Annotated in this window: 14 protein-coding genes; 12 read left to right on the top strand and 2 right to left on the bottom strand. The window is 63.2% G+C overall.

The features are described from left to right. Nucleotides 1-98: 98 nt before the first annotated feature. Nucleotides 99-1,175, bottom strand: coding sequence for a 3-deoxy-7-phosphoheptulonate synthase (locus tag BM341_RS17410; protein ID WP_089797336.1), 1,077 nt, complete (start codon nucleotides 1,173-1,175; stop codon nucleotides 99-101). 309 nt (nucleotides 1,176-1,484) lie between these two features. Between BM341_RS17410 and rpoE the strand changes: the two genes are divergently transcribed. From rpoE to acpS, 11 genes are all read left to right on the top strand, one after another. After that, a complete protein-coding gene (rpoE, locus tag BM341_RS17405) occupies nucleotides 1,485-2,090 on the top strand; it encodes an RNA polymerase sigma factor RpoE (protein ID WP_089797334.1) in 606 nt (201 codons plus the stop codon). Nucleotides 2,091-2,284: 194 nt separating this feature from the next. Beyond that, entirely contained in the window at nucleotides 2,285-3,052 is a 768-nt protein-coding gene (locus BM341_RS17400; RefSeq protein ID WP_089797332.1) for a sigma-E factor negative regulatory protein, read from the top strand. Nucleotides 3,053-3,097: 45 nt separating this feature from the next. Beyond that, nucleotides 3,098-4,120, top strand: coding sequence for a MucB/RseB C-terminal domain-containing protein (locus tag BM341_RS17395; RefSeq protein ID WP_175507900.1), 1,023 nt, complete (start codon nucleotides 3,098-3,100; stop codon nucleotides 4,118-4,120). Between the two features lie 142 nt (nucleotides 4,121-4,262). Beyond that, entirely contained in the window at nucleotides 4,263-5,687 is a 1,425-nt protein-coding gene (locus BM341_RS17390; protein WP_089797329.1) for a DegQ family serine endoprotease, read from the top strand. Nucleotides 5,688-5,839: 152 nt separating this feature from the next. After that, the gene (gene lepA, locus BM341_RS17385; protein WP_089797328.1) at nucleotides 5,840-7,657 is read left to right on the top strand and encodes a translation elongation factor 4; all 1,818 of its coding nucleotides are present in this window, start codon (nucleotides 5,840-5,842) and stop codon (nucleotides 7,655-7,657) included. A gap of 14 nt (nucleotides 7,658-7,671) precedes the next feature. Then, nucleotides 7,672-8,475: a signal peptidase I gene (lepB, locus tag BM341_RS17380; protein ID WP_089797326.1), complete on the top strand. Its 804-nt coding sequence runs from the start codon at nucleotides 7,672-7,674 to the stop codon at nucleotides 8,473-8,475. A gap of 46 nt (nucleotides 8,476-8,521) precedes the next feature. Further along, complete coding sequence (gene rnc / locus BM341_RS17375) at nucleotides 8,522-9,211, top strand: ribonuclease III (protein ID WP_089797324.1); 690 nt, start codon at nucleotides 8,522-8,524, stop codon at nucleotides 9,209-9,211. Beyond that, entirely contained in the window at nucleotides 9,208-10,104 is an 897-nt protein-coding gene (gene era / locus BM341_RS17370; RefSeq protein ID WP_089797322.1) for a GTPase Era, read from the top strand. Before rnc ends, era begins: the two co-directional genes overlap by 4 nt. Nucleotide 10,105: 1 nt before the next feature. Further along, nucleotides 10,106-10,807, top strand: a complete 702-nt coding sequence (gene recO, locus BM341_RS17365; protein ID WP_089797321.1) for a DNA repair protein RecO — start codon at nucleotides 10,106-10,108, stop codon at nucleotides 10,805-10,807. Between the two features lie 49 nt (nucleotides 10,808-10,856). Further along, a complete protein-coding gene (pdxJ, locus tag BM341_RS17360; protein WP_089797320.1) occupies nucleotides 10,857-11,663 on the top strand; it encodes a pyridoxine 5'-phosphate synthase in 807 nt (268 codons plus the stop codon). A 3-nt stretch (nucleotides 11,664-11,666) separates the two neighbouring features. Then, entirely contained in the window at nucleotides 11,667-12,044 is a 378-nt protein-coding gene (acpS, locus tag BM341_RS17355; RefSeq protein WP_089797319.1) for a holo-ACP synthase, read from the top strand. Here acpS and BM341_RS17350 read toward each other — a convergent pair. Then, entirely contained in the window at nucleotides 11,984-14,725 is a 2,742-nt protein-coding gene (locus tag BM341_RS17350; protein WP_089797318.1) for an ATP-binding protein, read from the bottom strand. The genes acpS and BM341_RS17350 overlap by 61 nt on opposite strands. A gap of 115 nt (nucleotides 14,726-14,840) precedes the next feature. Here BM341_RS17350 and cysM point away from each other — a divergent pair, with 115 nt between their 5' ends. After that, nucleotides 14,841-15,737 carry a cysteine synthase CysM gene (cysM, locus tag BM341_RS17345; protein WP_089797317.1) on the top strand — a complete coding sequence of 299 codons (897 nt, stop codon included), beginning with the start codon at nucleotides 14,841-14,843 and terminating at the stop codon, nucleotides 15,735-15,737. Nucleotide 15,738: the final 1 nt, after the last annotated feature.

Here is a 15,738-nt window from a genome sequence, read left to right as displayed (position 1 = left end):
TAGTACAAGGCAAACGAAAGACCCGCCGTCGGGCGGGTCGTATCGTTGTCCTTCGACAGGATGCCGCGGGAGAGCGGGCACGAGGGACGACAGCCGGCTCAGGCCGCCGCGCGCTTGGCCAGCATGGAGGCCAGCTTGTCATTCATGGCCTTGAAGGCCTCATCGGTGGTTTCCCAGTCGATGCAAGCATCGGTGATCGAGACGCCATACTTGAGCTGGCTGCGATCCTCGGGGATCTTCTGATTGCCCCAGCCGATATTCGATTCGATCATCAAGCCGATAATGGAGCGGTTGCCTTCGAGGATCTGATTGGTGACGTTTTCCAGCACCAACGGCTGCAGTGCGGCATCCTTGTTGGAGTTGGCGTGCGAGCAGTCGATCATGATGTTAGGCGTGACGCCCGCTTTCTTGAGTTCCTGCTCGGCAAGCGCCACGCTGACGCTATCGTAGTTGGGTTTGCCACTACCGCCACGCAGCACCACGTGGCCGTAGGCGTTGCCACGGGTGCGGATGATGGCGACCTGTCCGGTCTGGTTGATTCCGAGAAAATTATGCGGATGGGCGACCGACTGCAGGGCGTTGACCGCGACATCGAGGCTGCCGTCGGTGCCGTTCTTGAACCCGACCGGGCAGGAGAGGCCAGAGGCCATCTCGCGGTGAGTCTGGGACTCGGTGGTGCGCGCGCCGATCGCCGACCAGCTGATGCAGTCCTGCAGATACTGCGGAGAGATGGGGTCGAGGGCCTCGGTCGCCAGCGGCAGGCCCATTTCTGCCAGCTCCACCAACAGCCGGCGGGCAATGTGCAGGCCTTCCTCGATCTCGAAGGAATCATTGATATGAGGGTCGTTGATCAACCCTTTCCAGCCGACCGTGGTGCGTGGCTTCTCGAAGTAGACGCGCATGACGATGTAGAGGCTGTCCTGGACCTCGTCGGCCAGACGGCGCAGACGGCGGGCGTAGTCCAGTGCCGCATCGACATCGTGGATGGAGCAGGGGCCGACCACCATCAACAGGCGCGGATCACGTCCATCGAGAATCCGCTGTATCGTCTCGCGTCCTTCGATCACGGTGCGCTCCGCCGACGCAGTGAGCGGGACGGCTTGCTTCAGGTCTTCGGGGCTGATCAGGACGTCCTGGGCGAGAACGTTGAGATTGTTGACTTGCTGCTCGGACATTGTGCTACCTGTGTGGTATCTGCGCGGATGGCGAATGTGAGTCAATACGCCTACTATCACCCGCGGCAGCGGCAAAAATCAATCATCAGGAACTCGCCCCAACCCCCTGTGGTCCGAGCGCGGTCATCTCCGGCAGGCGGTCGGCTTGATGGATGCGCGAGAAACGGGAACACTTGGAGCATTCCAGACTCCAGCCTTCGACTATCAGCTGCCTCAGGGCTTCAGGTTGACACTATGCAATTTTCATTGGTCCGGTCGCGACGACAATTTGAGACATCCATTCCCCAGCGTTTGCCAGGGAGGGAATGAATGGGCAACCGGGAGACCGACCAACAGCTCGTTGAGCGTGCTCAGCAGGGCGATAACCGTGCATTCGATCTGCTGGTAAGAAAATACCAGCACAAGATTCTGGGGCTGATCAGTCGATACATTCACGATCACGCCGAAGTCCAGGATGTCGCCCAGGAGGCGTTCATCAAGGCCTATCGGGCACTGGGCAAGTTTCGCTCCGAAAGCGCCTTCTATACCTGGATGTATCGGATCGCCATCAATACGGCCAAGAATCATTTGGTGTCCAAGGGACGACGACCCCCGGGTAACGATCTCGATATCGTCGACGCCGAAATCCTCGATCACAGTGGCCGCCTTGCCGATACCGAGACGCCGGAGGCGGCGATCGCTCGCGATCAGCTCGAGGCAGCCGTCTTCGAGGCCATCGAAAACCTGCCCGACGATCTGCGAACCGCCATCACCCTGCGTGAGCTCGATGGCCTTTCCTACGAAGACATCGCCAACATCATGCAGTGCCCGGTCGGTACCGTGCGTTCGCGCATATTTCGAGCCCGGGAGGCGGTCGATCAACATATACAGCCCCTGGTGACCACGGCGCGTAACCGTGAGCCGGTTCCCGAATGAGTAGAGGCATCAACGGAAAGTGCAATAATTTTGATGAATGGCTGAACTGTCAGGCCCGATCGGCGTCAGATGGGTAGTCGATCTGCCGAGGCGGGTCAGAGTGTGCCGACACTTACGAATTGTCGTGGTTATGTCGGTTCCCAGGTTGTCATTGGATACAAGGCGGGGCGCCTTGTGAGTGCGAGGTGTTAAGAATGAGTCAGAACGCACGGGAATCGCTTTCTGCCCTGATGGATAATGAAGGTGATGAACTCGAGCTACGCCGGGTCCTCAAGTCGCTTGACGACTCCCCGGACGCTGCCGAGACCTGGCGACGCTATCATCTGATGCGAAGCATGATGCGACGTGAGCCAGGTGTCGACGTGGCCACGGATCTTTCGGCGGGCATCATGACACGACTCGATAGCGAACAGCCACCCGAGCGTGTCGACCATCCCCTGGAGCGTCGTACGATTCCGTTCGGTCGGAGTGCTGGTATCGCTGCGGCTGTCTCGCTGATCGTGATAGGCGGCGCCCAATTCTACAACGGCGCCGGCTCGAACAGTTCCGAACCCTCGTTCGCCGCTGAGGGCGAGAGTACTCAGGCGGCGCCCGTATCGCTGGGCGCAGGTGAAGGGGCCAGCGTCAACAACCCGACACGTCCGTCTTTGGTTGATTTGCCGCTTTTCCAGTCCCCTGCCGGAAGCAGTAATGGCGGTCAGGGGCTGATGACCGTCGGGGTGGGGCAAGGCCCAGGGACTACAGGGGGAACGAACAATGGCGCCTTCTTTGGCAATGCCGGGCTCGATAACCCACTGTTCATGGCCCCGAGCCCACGTCAGTCACAGCGTGCCGACGAGGAACAGGCAAGGCTGCTTCAGTCTTATCTCGATCGCCATGCCGAAGGGTCCGCATATCGTAGCGGCGACACCTGGATGCCGCTGTTAAGAGCCTCCGGCAGCGAGTCCCTAGGTGAGCATTGAACTCGGTATTGACCCCGGCATTGCATGGATCCGTCGGATGACCCCATGAGGCATCAGCAATTATTTCCCGCCATCCTGGCCGGTGTGATAGGTGGGTTTGGCATGTTCTTTGCCGCCCAGGCTTTCGCGCAGGAAACGTCCGTTGTCGATCACGTCGACTGCCGTGAGCTTGAGACGTTACCCGCCCCGACGTCAGCCCTGGAGTGGTTCGAGCGCAGTCTTTGGGCCAATAATTGCTACATCTTCGAGGCCCGAGCGGTGCGCATCGGCTACGACGGTGTCCGGTCACTGTCGCTCAGCCATGACGTTCAGGATGGGGTTCAGCGCGAGGAAATCACTTTTCTCGATGGCCCTCCGGTGGCGGTCGAGCGCAGTGGCCGCATCGGGCGCCTGAAGGCAGCCGATGTGACGGATGATTCCGTGTCGCCTTTCGACATCATCGATCATCTCGACGAGTACTACCGTCTCCAACTGGGAGAGCCGGAGCGGATCGCCAACCGTCGCACTCTGCGCATCGATATCGATCCCTTGGATAGTCTGCGATTCGGTCATCGCCTCTGGGTCGATACCGATACCGGTCTGCCGCTCAAGCAGGTATTGGTGGACGAGACGGGCAGGGCGATAGAAACCTTCCAGTTGACTGAACTGGTTAACCCTCGTCTCTACCAGGGGGAGCTGGTAATGGATATCCCCCGCGTGCCACCAGCAGATGACTGGCGTATCGGCTGGTTACCGAAGGGTTTCTTGCCCCAGGCGGTGGAAACAAACAGCCCACGGCATGACGAGGATGTCGTGCACCGCCTGTTCAGCGACGGACTATCGACCCTGAGCCTGTTCGTCGAGCCGCTTGATGACGCCCCTTTTCTCTCTCCCGGCATGCATCGCCTGGGTATTTCCCACGCTGCCGTGCGTCACCGTGACCTCGGTGGGCAGCGTCGTCAGGTGGTGGTGATGGGAGAGCTTCCCCCCCGCGTCCTGTTGCGTGTCGCCGACACGCTGCAATGGAAAGGCGACGATCAGGCTCAGGTCGAGCCTCGAGCCGACGAGAAGATCGTTCGAGCCGATTGATACGCCGGCATCTCGCTGCTGCTGCACCCTTTCGGCTTCCACACCAATGGCGACCTGAACCTTTTGGCGTCACGTTGGTAGAACTAGAGATGAACGACGACTTGTGACGCAACCTTATTTCTCATCTTCGCAGGAGTTCTTGATGAAACGCATGACTCGCTATCTCTCCTTCTGGATGCTGCTGTCGGCCGTATGGTTGACCTCAACAGCGATCATGGCGCGTGAGCTACCCGATTTCACGCAGCTGGTGCAGGAGGCCGCGCCGGGCGTGGTCAATATTTCCACTTCGCGCACGATTGAACGCCCGGACCCGCTTCAGGGGTTCGGCGGCCAGGAAATTCCCGAGATTTTCCGACATTTCTTTGGTGATCGTCTGCCGGCGCCCCCCGGCGGTGCGCCGGGTCCGGGGCGCTCCGAGGAGCGTCAGTCGCTGGGGTCAGGCTTCATCATCAGCGAGGACGGCTACATCCTGACCAATGCCCATGTGGTTCATGAGGCTGATGAGATCCTCGTTCGCCTCAATGATCGTCGCGAACTCCCAGCCGAGTTGGTCGGCGCCGACGTGCGTACCGATGTGGCCCTGCTCAAGGTAGAGGCGGAAGACCTGCCTACGCTGACGATGGGTGACTCCGACACGTTGGAAGTGGGCGAATGGGTGGCCGCCATCGGCTCGCCTTTCGGTTTCGATTCCTCGGTAACCGCCGGTATTGTCAGTGCCATCAATCGCACCCTGCCACGCGATGCCTACGTTCCCTTCATCCAGACCGACGTGGCCATCAACCCCGGGAATTCCGGCGGCCCGTTGTTCAATCTCGACGGGGAAGTCGTGGGTATCAATTCGCAGATTTTCACCCGCAGTGGTGGTTTCATGGGGCTCTCCTTCGCCATTCCCCTGAACGTGGCGATGGAAGTGGCCGACCAGTTGCGTGAAGACGGCCGTGTGAGCCGGGGCTGGCTGGGGGTGATGATTCAGCCGGTATCGCGCGATCTTGCCGAATCCTTCGGTATGGAAAGCCCTCGCGGCGCGCTGATCGCCGACCTTGATCCCGAAGGACCCGCTGCCCAGGGAGGCCTGCAGGCCGGTGATGTCATCCTTGAGGTCGCCGGTGAAGAGGTCGACCGCTCCAGCACGTTGCCGCGGCTGATCGGGCGCACCACGCCGGGCACTGAAGTAGAAATGCTGGTGCTGCGCGATGGTGAAGAGCGCCAGGAGAGCGTGACCGTGGGCGACTGGCCCGAGGGCGAGGGCATGATGGCCAGTGCCCAGGAAGGTCCCGGCCATCAGGCACGCCTGGGGCTGGCGGTGAGTGACCTCGAGCCTGCCGAGCGCGAGCAGCTGGGTATCGAGCATGGCGTCCGGGTGCGTGAAGTCAACCCGCAAGGGGCTGCCGCCAAGGCCGGTATCCAGCCCGGCGACGTGCTGGTCAGCCTCGACAATCGTGCCGTAGAGACGCCGGAGCAGCTTGCCGAACTGGCCACATCACTACCCACCGATCGGGCCATCCCGGTGCGTCTGTATCGTGAGGGCCGCTCCCTGTTCGTTGCCTTGCGTCTCGCCGAAGACTGAGCACGTACAAGGCTGGCACATCGCGACCCGGCGGCATTTGTCGCCGGGTCGCTGTATCTGGCCGGCGCATCCCGCTACAATGGCGCGCATTCATGGCCCGCCGGTCAGCATTGTCCGGCCGTGGCTCGAACCTATCAGGCAGAAGCAATTCGATGTCCCAACTCTCTCCCGCCGAACAGCTCCAATACATTCGCAATTTCTCGATCATCGCCCACATCGACCATGGCAAGTCGACGCTGGCCGACCGCTTGATCCAGACCTGCGGGGGACTGAGCAATCGTGAGCTCAAGGAGCAGGTGCTCGACTCGATGGATCTCGAGCGCGAGCGTGGCATCACGATCAAGGCGCAGTCGGTGACATTGGATTACCAGGCCAAGGATGGCCATACCTACCAGCTCAACTTCATCGATACCCCGGGGCACGTGGACTTCTCCTACGAAGTGTCGCGCTCGCTGTATGCCTGCGAGGGGGCCTTGCTGGTCGTCGATGCCGGTCAGGGCGTCGAGGCGCAGTCCGTCGCCAATTGCTATACCGCCATCGAGCAGGGGCTCGAGGTGCTGCCGGTACTCAACAAGATCGACCTGCCTCAGGCTGACCCAGACAAGGTGGCCCAGGAGATCGAGGACATTATCGGCCTCGATGCCACCGATGCCTGCCAGGTCTCGGCCAAGACCGGTATCGGCATCGATGCCCTGCTCGAGCGTCTGGTGCGTGACATTCCCCCTCCCAGGGGCGATCCGGGTGGGCCGCTGCAGGCGTTGATCATCGACTCCTGGTTCGACAACTATCTGGGTGTCGTTTCGCTGGTACGCCTGTTCGAGGGCACCTTGAAGAAGGGCGAGAAGATTCGCATCGTCTCGACCGGCCGTGACTGGCAAGCCAACGAGGTCGGCATCTTTACGCCGGCGCGCAAGGAAACCGATATCCTGCGCGCCGGCGAAGTCGGGTTCGTGGTCGCCGGCATCAAGGACATCCACGGGGCGCCGGTGGGGGATACCATTACCCATGCCAAGACCGCCGACGTCAAGCGCCTGCCCGGCTTCCAGAAGGTCAAGCCGCAGGTCTATGCCGGCATGTTCCCGGTCAGCGCCGACGACTACGAGGACTTCCGCGACGCCTTGGAAAAGCTCGCGCTCAACGATGCCTCCCTGGGCTACGAGCCGGAGAATTCCGACGCGCTGGGCTTCGGCTTCCGGGTCGGCTTTCTCGGCACCCTGCACATGGAGATCGTCCAGGAGCGCCTGGAGCGCGAATACGACCTGGACCTGCTGACCACTGCGCCAACGGTCGTCTACGAGCTCGCCATGAAGGATGGAGAGGTGCGCTATGTCTCCAACCCCTCCAAGCTGCCCGACATGGCGGATGTAGAAGAGATGCGCGAGCCGGTGGTGCGGGCCAGCATCCTGGTGCCTCAGGACTACGTGGGCAACGTGATCACCGAGTGCGAGCAGCGCCGCGGCACCCAGCTCGACATGCAGTTCCTCGGCAGCCAGATCCAGCTCACCTATGAGCTGCCGATGTCCGAGGTGGTCATGGACTTCTTCGATCGCCTGAAGTCGATTTCCAAGGGCTATGCCTCGCTCGAGTACAATTTCGAGCGTTTCGAGGCGGCGAAGCTCGTGCGCCTTGATGTGTTGATCAATGGCGATCGGGTCGACGCTCTGGCGGTCATCATCCATCGCGACCACGCCCACGCCCGCGGCCGTTCACTGGTGGAAAAGATGAAGGAGCTGATTCCCCGCCAGATGTTCGATGTCGCTATCCAGGCGGCGATCGGCGGCCAGGTCGTGGCCCGCTCGACGGTCAAGGCACTACGCAAGAACGTCACCGCCAAGTGCTACGGCGGCGACATCACCCGCAAGAAGAAGCTGCTCGAGAAGCAGAAAGCGGGCAAGAAACGCATGAAGCAGGTCGGCCGAGTGGAAATCCCCCAGGACGCCTTCCTTGCCGTGCTAAAGGTGAATGACTAGGGGCGGACGACTGCATGGACTTTTCTTTGATGCTGGTGCTGGCGGTTGCCGTCACTGGGCTTGTGTGGCTGCTGGACCTGGTCTGGTTGCGTGGCCTCCGCCGGCAGCGGCTTGCCGCCACCGAAGCGGGCACGACGGAGGGGGTCGACGAGCATGCCCGCGAAAAGGCCTTGAAGGAACCTTGGCCGGTCGACTATGCGCGTTCCTTCTTTCCGGTGCTGCTGGTGGTGCTGGTGCTGCGCAGTTTTCTGGTCGAACCTTTCCAGATTCCCTCGGGGTCCATGCGGCCGACGCTTGAGATCGGCGATTTCATCCTGGTCAACAAGTTCACCTACGGACTGCGCCTGCCGGTCATCAATACCAAGTTCGTGGACATGAACGACCCCGAGCGCGGTGACGTCATGGTGTTTCGCTTCCCCGATGAGCCCTCGGTCAACTTCATCAAGCGCGTGGTGGGGCTGCCGGGCGATAGTATTCGCTACGAGGACAAGCAGCTCTATGTCAACGGCGACCCGGTACCCAAGCAACTGATCGAGGAAGGGCCGCCAGAGGCGCCCGACGAGCTGCTGTTAAGCGAATCGCTCGGTGAGGTTGAGCATCGCATCTACAACAGTCCTCGCGCGCTCGGGCCGCAGATGCGTGAACTCGTGGTGCCGGAAGGCCACTATTTCACCATGGGCGACAACCGTGACCATTCCAACGACAGCCGCTATTGGGGCTTCGTCCCCGAGGAAAATATCGTTGGCCGTGCCTTTGCGGTATGGATGCGCTGGGACGGCGGATTGCCCAGCTTCAGCAGCATTCGCCTCATCCACTGAGCTGCCTCTTCCGCATGCCCTCGTCAACGACATTTCCAGGAGCTTCGTGAGCACTTCCCTGCATACCTTCAGCCGTCTACTCGGTCACTCCTTCGCCGATGCGAACCTGCTGGAGCTGGCCATGACCCATCGCAGCTTCGGTGGGCAGAATAACGAACGCCTCGAGTTCCTGGGTGACTCCATCGTCAACTTCGTGATCGCCGAAGCCCTCTTCCAGCGCTTTCCCCAGGCGCGGGAGGGGCAGTTGTCACGGCTGCGGGCCAGACTGGTCAAGGGCCAGACCCTGGCCGAACTGGCGCGCGAGATGGGATTCGGCGAACACCTGCGCCTGGGGTCGGGGGAAATGAAGAGCGGCGGCCATCGTCGTGAGTCGATTCTCGCCGATTCCGTCGAGGCGGTCATCGGCGCGATCTATCTCGATGCCGGCATGGAGGCGGTACGGGTACGTGTGCTCGCGTGGTATGCCGAACGGCTGGAGGCCATCAGCCTGCAGGATACCCAGAAGGATCCCAAGACGCGGCTGCAGGAATTCCTGCAGTCACGCCAGGTTCCGCTGCCCGCCTATGAGGTGGTCATGGTGGATGGCGAGGCGCACTCGCAGACATTCACCGTCAATTGCCATGTCGAGATCCTCGACACCCATACCATCGGGGTGGGGGCGAGTCGCCGCCATGCCGAGCAACAAGCCGCCGAGCAGGCGCTTGTCCAACTGGAACCCAAGGGAGCCCGTCCATGACACGCTGTGGTTTCGTGGCCATCGTTGGCCGTCCCAATGTTGGCAAGTCGACGCTGATGAATCGTATTCTGGGGCAGAAGATTTCCATCACCTCGCGCCGCCCCCAGACCACCCGCCACCAGGTGACGGGCATCAAGACCGAGGGCGAGGCACAGACCATCTATGTCGATACGCCCGGCATCCATATCCAGACCCGCGATCGCAACAAGGCCATCAACCGTTTCATGAATCAGGCCGCCACCCAAGCGCTGCGCGATGTCAACGCGGTGGTGTTCCTTGTCGATCGCACGCGTTGGACCGAGGAGGACGAGGTGGTGCTCCAGCGCCTCGAGCATGTCAAGGCGCCGGTGATCCTGGCCGTCAACAAGGTCGATCGCCTCCAGGACAAGGCCAGCCTGCTGCCCTGGCTCGAGTCGATCGGGGCGCGCCGTGAGTTCGCCGCCATCGTGCCCATCTCGGCCAAGCACGGCACCAATGTGACCGAGCTCGAGGCCGAGGTGGCCCGGCACCTGCCCGAAAGTGTCCACTATTTCCCCGAAGAGCAGATCACCGACAAGAGCCAGCGTTTCCTCGCCGCCGAGCTGGTACGCGAGAAAGTGATGCGCCAGCTCGGCGACGAGCTGCCCTATCAGATGACCGTCGAGATCGAGGAGTTTCGCGACGAGGGGCGGGTCATTCACATCAGCGCCCTGATGCTGGTGGAGCGACAGGGTCAGAAGAAGATCCTGATCGGCGAGAACGGCGAGCGAATCAAGAGCATCGGCCGTGAGGCGCGCCTCGACATGGAGCGCGCGCTCGATGCCAAGGTGATGCTCAACCTCTGGGTCAAGGTCAAGCGTGGCTGGTCCGACGACGAGAGAGCGTTGAAGAGCCTGGGCTACGACCTCGATTGATATGCAGCCCCAGCCGGCCTTCCTGCTCCACAAGCGGCCCTATCGCGAAACCAGTGCCCTGGTGGACCTGCTGACCCTGGAGCATGGGCGCGTGCGCGCCGTGGCCCAGGGCGTGCAGCGCCCCGGCAGCCGCTCGCGAGGGCGGCTGCAACCGTTTGCGCCGCTGCATCTGACCTGGGTCGGCCAAGGCGAGCTCAAGCGCCTGCGGCTGATGGAGAGCCGCGGGTCGGCGGCCCTGTTGGCAGGTGAAGGCCTGCTCTGTGGCCTCTATGCCAACGAGCTGCTGACCCGGGTGCTGCCGATCGAATTCCCGGTCGGCGAGGTCTTTGCCTTCTACGCTTCCCTGCTTGAAGACCTGCCGCGTCCCGACAAGCGAGCGGCCTCGCTGCGCCGGCTGGAAGTGGCGGTTCTTGAGGCGCTGGACTGCCAGCCCCGCTTCACCGATCCCGACGGGCTGGCGCTGGACCCTCAGCGGCGCTATCGCTTCGATGCCGCGTCCCGCGCCTTCATTCCCGGCGAGCCGGGCATCGACGGTCGTACGCTGCGCCTGCTGGCCGGCGGCGATTGGGGCGACCCGGGGCTCGGTGGCCCGGCCAAGGCCGTGACCCGCGCCGCCCTGGCGCCGCTGCTGGGGAGTCGCCCGCTGCGCTCGCGCGATTTAATGCGCCAGCTTGCGGCGCGCCGTCGCCCCCCACCAAACTGATTCCCTCGAAAACTGTTTTCCTCGAAAAGCTTACTGCTGGAGAGACATCATGCATCCCCCCCGCATTCTGCTCGGCGTCAACATCGATCATGTCGCTACCCTGCGCCAGGCGCGCGGCACCCGCTACCCGGACCCGGTTCAGGCCGCCCTGCTGGCCGAGGAAGCCGGCGCCGACGGCATCACCGTGCACCTGCGTGAGGATCGTCGGCATATCCAGGAGCGTGACGTGCGGCTGCTGATGGAAGTGCTCAACACGCGCATGAATCTCGAGATGGCGCTCACCGAGGAGATGCTCGCCCTGGCCGAGGCGGTGCGTCCGGCGCACGTCTGTCTGGTGCCGGAAAAGCGCGCGGAGCTGACCACCGAGGGCGGGCTCGAGGTGGCAGGCAATCTCGACGCCGTATCGGCGGCATGCCGCCGACTCGCCGCGGCGGGTTGCGAGGTCTCGTTGTTCATCGACCCCGATCCCGTCCAGATCGAGGCAGCCGCCAGGGCCGGCGCCCCGGTCATCGAGCTGCATACCGGTGCCTATGCCGAGGCCGTGGGTGAGTTGGCGCGCCGGGAGCATACCAGGCTCGGTGTCGCCGCCGAAATGGCGCTCGAGCGGGGTCTCGTCGTCAATGCCGGCCACGGCCTCAACTACCACAATGTCGAGGCGGTCGCGGCGATTCCCGGTCTCCACGAACTCAATATCGGCCACGCGATCATCGCCCGCGCCCTGTTCGTCGGGCTCAAGGAGGCGGTCATCGAAATGAAGCGTCTGGCCATCGCCGGCCAGGAGGCGGGATTCGTGGCCTCCCTCGAAGAACACGACCATGACCACGATCACACGCATGGACCCGGCGCGGTACATTAGCCCATGATCCTCGGTATCGGCACCGACCTGGCCCGGGTCGAGCGCTTCGCGCGTGCCCAGCAGCGCCACGGGCAGCGCTTCTCGCGGCGCCTGCTGGGCGACGCCGAGCTGGTGCAATTCCACGACCGCGCCGCCCCGGCGGCGTTCCTGGCCAAGCGCTTTGCCGCCAAGGAGGCCTTTGTCAAGGCGCTGGGTACCGGACTGCGCCATGGCATGCGCTGGACCGAGGTCCAGGTGCACAACGATGCGCTGGGACGACCCTCACTGCGCCTGTCGGGCAGGGCGCAGGCGCTGGCCGAGGCTGCTGGCGTCAAGGCGGTTCACCTGTCGCTTTCCGACGAGGCGGACATGGCCGTGGCGTTCGTGGTGCTCGAGGGGTGAGGGGTTGTCCAGCTCATGACGCTGGCCATACTAGCGAAGAGCTCATCGAGTAGTGGTAAAACAGCCGTTCGTCCCCGCGAGCGAAGCCGCGTTTCCAGGGTTTCGACCAGCAAGGCCAACCGCGGCACTCCGCAGTAGCGACAGGCCCCGTTCAGCGCATGTATGGCATCGAGTAGTGCCTCGTCATCCTGATGGTCGATCGCGTCTTGAATGTTAAGCTCGCTCTCGGGCAGCCAGGCGGCCAGGCGCGCTAGAAGATCGCGCGCCAAGGTCTCGCGCCCGCCGGCAAGCTGTGTGCCCAGGGCCATATCGACGTCTGCAAGCTCCTGTTCATCATCGCTAAGCGGCTCTAGCGGCGGCCCTAGCAGCATGTCTACCGGTCGCGCCAGATGGCGCTGCAAGGTTTCGGCCAAGCGGTTCGCGTCTACCGGTTTGACCAGAATGTCGTTAAGACCGTTAGCCAGCAGACGCTGCCGTTCGGCGTCGAGGACATGGGCGGTGACCGCCACGATCGGCAGTTCTTGCCAGTCGCCCCCCAGCCGACGCAGTGCCCGTGTGGTTTCCACGCCGTCCATGCCCGGCATGCGGATATCCATCAGCACCAGGTCATAGCGTTGCCCCTGCGCCATGGCGAGTGCCTCCTCACCGCTGGCGGCGAGCTCGATGTCGATGCCGGGCTGGGCAATCAACTCTCTCAGCAGCAGACGATTGGACTCGGTGTCATCCACCACCAGCAAGCGCACCGCGTCCTTGTCGGCTTTCCTTGGCGGTGGCTGCCGGGGCAACAGGAGAGGGGGCGGGGCCGTGTCCGAGGCCAGCCAGCGCTTAACGGCTTCCACCAGTGCCGAGCGGGGAACCGGCTTGCTCAACAGTTCGCCGCCGTGGGGCAGGGTCGGCATCGGATGGTCGAGTGGGCTGGCATTGATCAGCAACAGGGCGGGGCAGGAGAATGCTCCCAGCCAACGCTGCCAGGTCGCAATATCGCCCTCGTTCAGGGGCTCGTGAGGAAGCCCGGCAATCAACAGCGACGCCGGATAGTCCTCGGCGGCAGCCGTTTGCGCGTCGATCACCCGAGCGCCCCAACGCGTGAGGAGATGGCGAAGCGCGTGGCGGGTCGCCAGGTGCGGCTCATCCAGCAGCACGGTCTCGCCGGCCAGCGTGAGTTCCGGCGGCCGTTCGAGATGCTCGTCGCCCTGCAGGGGTAGCGTGAAGGCGAAAGTGGAGCCTTGTTCTGGCGCGCTGTCCACCTCGATCTGGCCGCCCATCTGCTCGACCAGCTGCCGGCAGATGGTCAGGCCCAGGCCGGTTCCGCCGAACTGCCGGGAATGGCTGGGGGCCGCCTGATGAAAGGCCTGAAAGAGCCCTTGGCGGCTTTCCAGCGACATGCCGATGCCGGTGTCGCTGACACTGATCCTCAGGGTCACGCGGCCATGCTCGGCCTGCTCGACCATCACACGCACCAGTACCTCGCCGCGTTCGGTAAACTTGATGGCGTTGTTGACGAGGTTGGTCAAGACCTGGCGGATGCGCAGCGGATCGCCGGTCAGGGTCGTGGGCACGTCGTCATAGACCAGTCCCAGCAACGCCAGACGCTTCTGGTGGGCCTGGGGCGCCTGCAGTCCCAGCACTTCATCGACCAGGCCGACCATGTCGAGCGGCAGGTGCTCCAGTTCCAGGCGGCCGGCCTCGAGCTTGGAAAAATCGAGTACGTCGTTGACCAGCATCAACAGGTTGTCGCAGGCTCGTTGCACATGGTCGAGCCATTCGCGCTGACGTGGTTCGAGTCGCGAGCGCCCCAGCAGGCGGCAGAAGCCCACGATGCCGTTCAAGGGCGTGCGTATCTCGTGGCTCATGTTGGCCATGAACTCGGACTTGACTCGGTTGGCATCCAGCGCCCGACGATGGGCGAGGTCGAGCTCGATGTTCTGGACCTCGATGGTTTCCATCGACTCCTGCAGTTCGGCGGTCGCCTGCTCGACCTGGCGATGCATCTGTTCGCGTGCCTGCACGAGATGCTCGCCCAGCGCGTTGACGCGCTCGCTCAGCTTGCGCAACTCCGGCGTGGAGGGCTCGGCGAGGCGAGGCGGCACCTTGCCCGACGACAGCCGCCTGAGCGCCTGGTTGGCGGCGTTCAAGGGCCCCACCAATCGCTGACTGGCCGTATAGGCGATCAACCACAGCAACAGGCCGAGCATCAACAGACCGAGCCCGGCACTGGCCAGACGGCGATAATTCGCCACGGCCAGTGGCAGGGCATCGACATCGACGACCAGCCAGATCGGCTCGCTAGGGGACGCAGGGCTGGGCGTGAGCGGCATCTGCAACTGCCACTGGCGGCCATTCGCGATCAGTCGGCGTGACGCCTGGTCGGGCAGCGATTGGCCGTTTTGCAGTCGTCCGCGCTCCATCAACGGGGTTCCGTCGGCGTCACGCAGGCCCACCGCGCGGACCTCCGGCAGGTTGAGCAGCCGCCCGCCCAGCGCCTGCATCGCCGGGAGGTCGTCGCGGTTCACCGCCGAGGCGAGTTCCGGGACGATAAGGTCGGTGGCCAATGACAGCCGCTCGCGAAGTCGCTGCTCGCCTCGCTCGGCCTCCACCATCAGCATGACGGTGGCTCCGATGACGAGCAGGAGCATCGGCAGGCCCAGCAGCAACAGCAGCAGTCGGGTCTTGATCGTCATCGGCGGCCCTTCGACAGGAATGGCAGCCCAGTATGCCACAGCCGGAGCGAATGCCTGTCCAGCCCGCTGTGGCAAGGATATAATGCCGAAAAGACGTTTCCAGAAGGAAGGTTGCATGCAGTTTCCGACTATTGAGGACACCGTTGGCCATACGCCACTGGTGCGTCTCAAGCGCATCACCGCAGGGCGCGGTAATACCCTGCTGGCCAAGCTGGAGGGCAACAACCCCGCCGGCTCGGTGAAGGATCGGCCGGCGCTTTCCATGATCGAGCAGGCCGAGGCGCGAGGCGACATCGCTCCCGGCGATACCCTGATCGAGGCGACTTCCGGCAACACCGGTATCGCGCTTGCCATGGCGGCGGCCATCAAGGGCTACCGTATGGTTCTGATCATGCCCGAGAGTGCCTCGGAGGAACGCAAGCAGGCCATGGCCGCTTTCGGCGCCGAACTGGTCAGCGCCAGCAAGTCCGGCGGCATGGAAGAGGCGCGTGACATTGCCGAAACCATGATCGCCCGGGGGGAGGGCAAGCCGCTGGACCAGTTTGCCAACGCCGATAATCCGCTCGCGCATTATCTGGGGACCGGCCCTGAAATCTGGGAGCAGACCGGCGGCACCGTCACCCATTTCGTCAGTTCGATGGGCACCACCGGCACCATCATGGGGGTATCGCGCTATCTCAAGGAGCGCAACCCCGATGTGCAGATTATCGGCTTGCAGCCCGAAGATGGGGCGAGTATCGCGGGAATTCGTCGCTGGCCGCCGCAATATCTGCCAAGCATTTTCGATGCCAGTCGCGTGGATCGCACGCTGGACATCGGCCAGCACGAGGCCGAGGCTCATATGCGTCGCCTGGCGCGGGAAGAAGGGATCTTCGCCGGGGTATCCTCGGGGGGCGCGCTTTCCGGAGCCTTGCGCCTCGCCGAGGAAGTCGAGAATGCGGTGATCGTGTTCATCGTCTGTGACCGGGGAGATCGTTACCTTTCCACCGGCCTGTTCGCCCCGGAGGTCTGAG

Source organism: Halomonas korlensis, from assembly GCF_900116705.1.
GTDB lineage: Bacteria > Pseudomonadota > Gammaproteobacteria > Pseudomonadales > Halomonadaceae > Halomonas > Halomonas korlensis.
This window is presented reverse-complemented; position numbering and strand designations above follow the sequence as displayed.

Coding starts and splice junctions, on each gene's coding strand:
- cysM (WP_089797317.1), top strand. CDS start 14,841: ATGCAGTTTCCGACTATTGAGGACACCGTTGGCCATACGCCACTGGTG.
- pdxJ (WP_089797320.1), top strand. CDS start 10,857: ATGCATCCCCCCCGCATTCTGCTCGGCGTCAACATCGATCATGTCGCT.
- rpoE (WP_089797334.1), top strand. CDS start 1,485: ATGGGCAACCGGGAGACCGACCAACAGCTCGTTGAGCGTGCTCAGCAG.
- BM341_RS17400 (WP_089797332.1), top strand. CDS start 2,285: ATGAGTCAGAACGCACGGGAATCGCTTTCTGCCCTGATGGATAATGAA.
- BM341_RS17410 (WP_089797336.1), bottom strand. CDS start 1,175: ATGTCCGAGCAGCAAGTCAACAATCTCAACGTTCTCGCCCAGGACGTC.
- BM341_RS17350 (WP_089797318.1), bottom strand. CDS start 14,725: ATGACGATCAAGACCCGACTGCTGCTGTTGCTGCTGGGCCTGCCGATG.
- BM341_RS17395 (WP_175507900.1), top strand. CDS start 3,098: ATGAGGCATCAGCAATTATTTCCCGCCATCCTGGCCGGTGTGATAGGT.
- BM341_RS17390 (WP_089797329.1), top strand. CDS start 4,263: ATGAAACGCATGACTCGCTATCTCTCCTTCTGGATGCTGCTGTCGGCC.
- era (WP_089797322.1), top strand. CDS start 9,208: ATGACACGCTGTGGTTTCGTGGCCATCGTTGGCCGTCCCAATGTTGGC.
- lepB (WP_089797326.1), top strand. CDS start 7,672: ATGGACTTTTCTTTGATGCTGGTGCTGGCGGTTGCCGTCACTGGGCTT.
- acpS (WP_089797319.1), top strand. CDS start 11,667: ATGATCCTCGGTATCGGCACCGACCTGGCCCGGGTCGAGCGCTTCGCG.
- recO (WP_089797321.1), top strand. CDS start 10,106: ATGCAGCCCCAGCCGGCCTTCCTGCTCCACAAGCGGCCCTATCGCGAA.
- lepA (WP_089797328.1), top strand. CDS start 5,840: ATGTCCCAACTCTCTCCCGCCGAACAGCTCCAATACATTCGCAATTTC.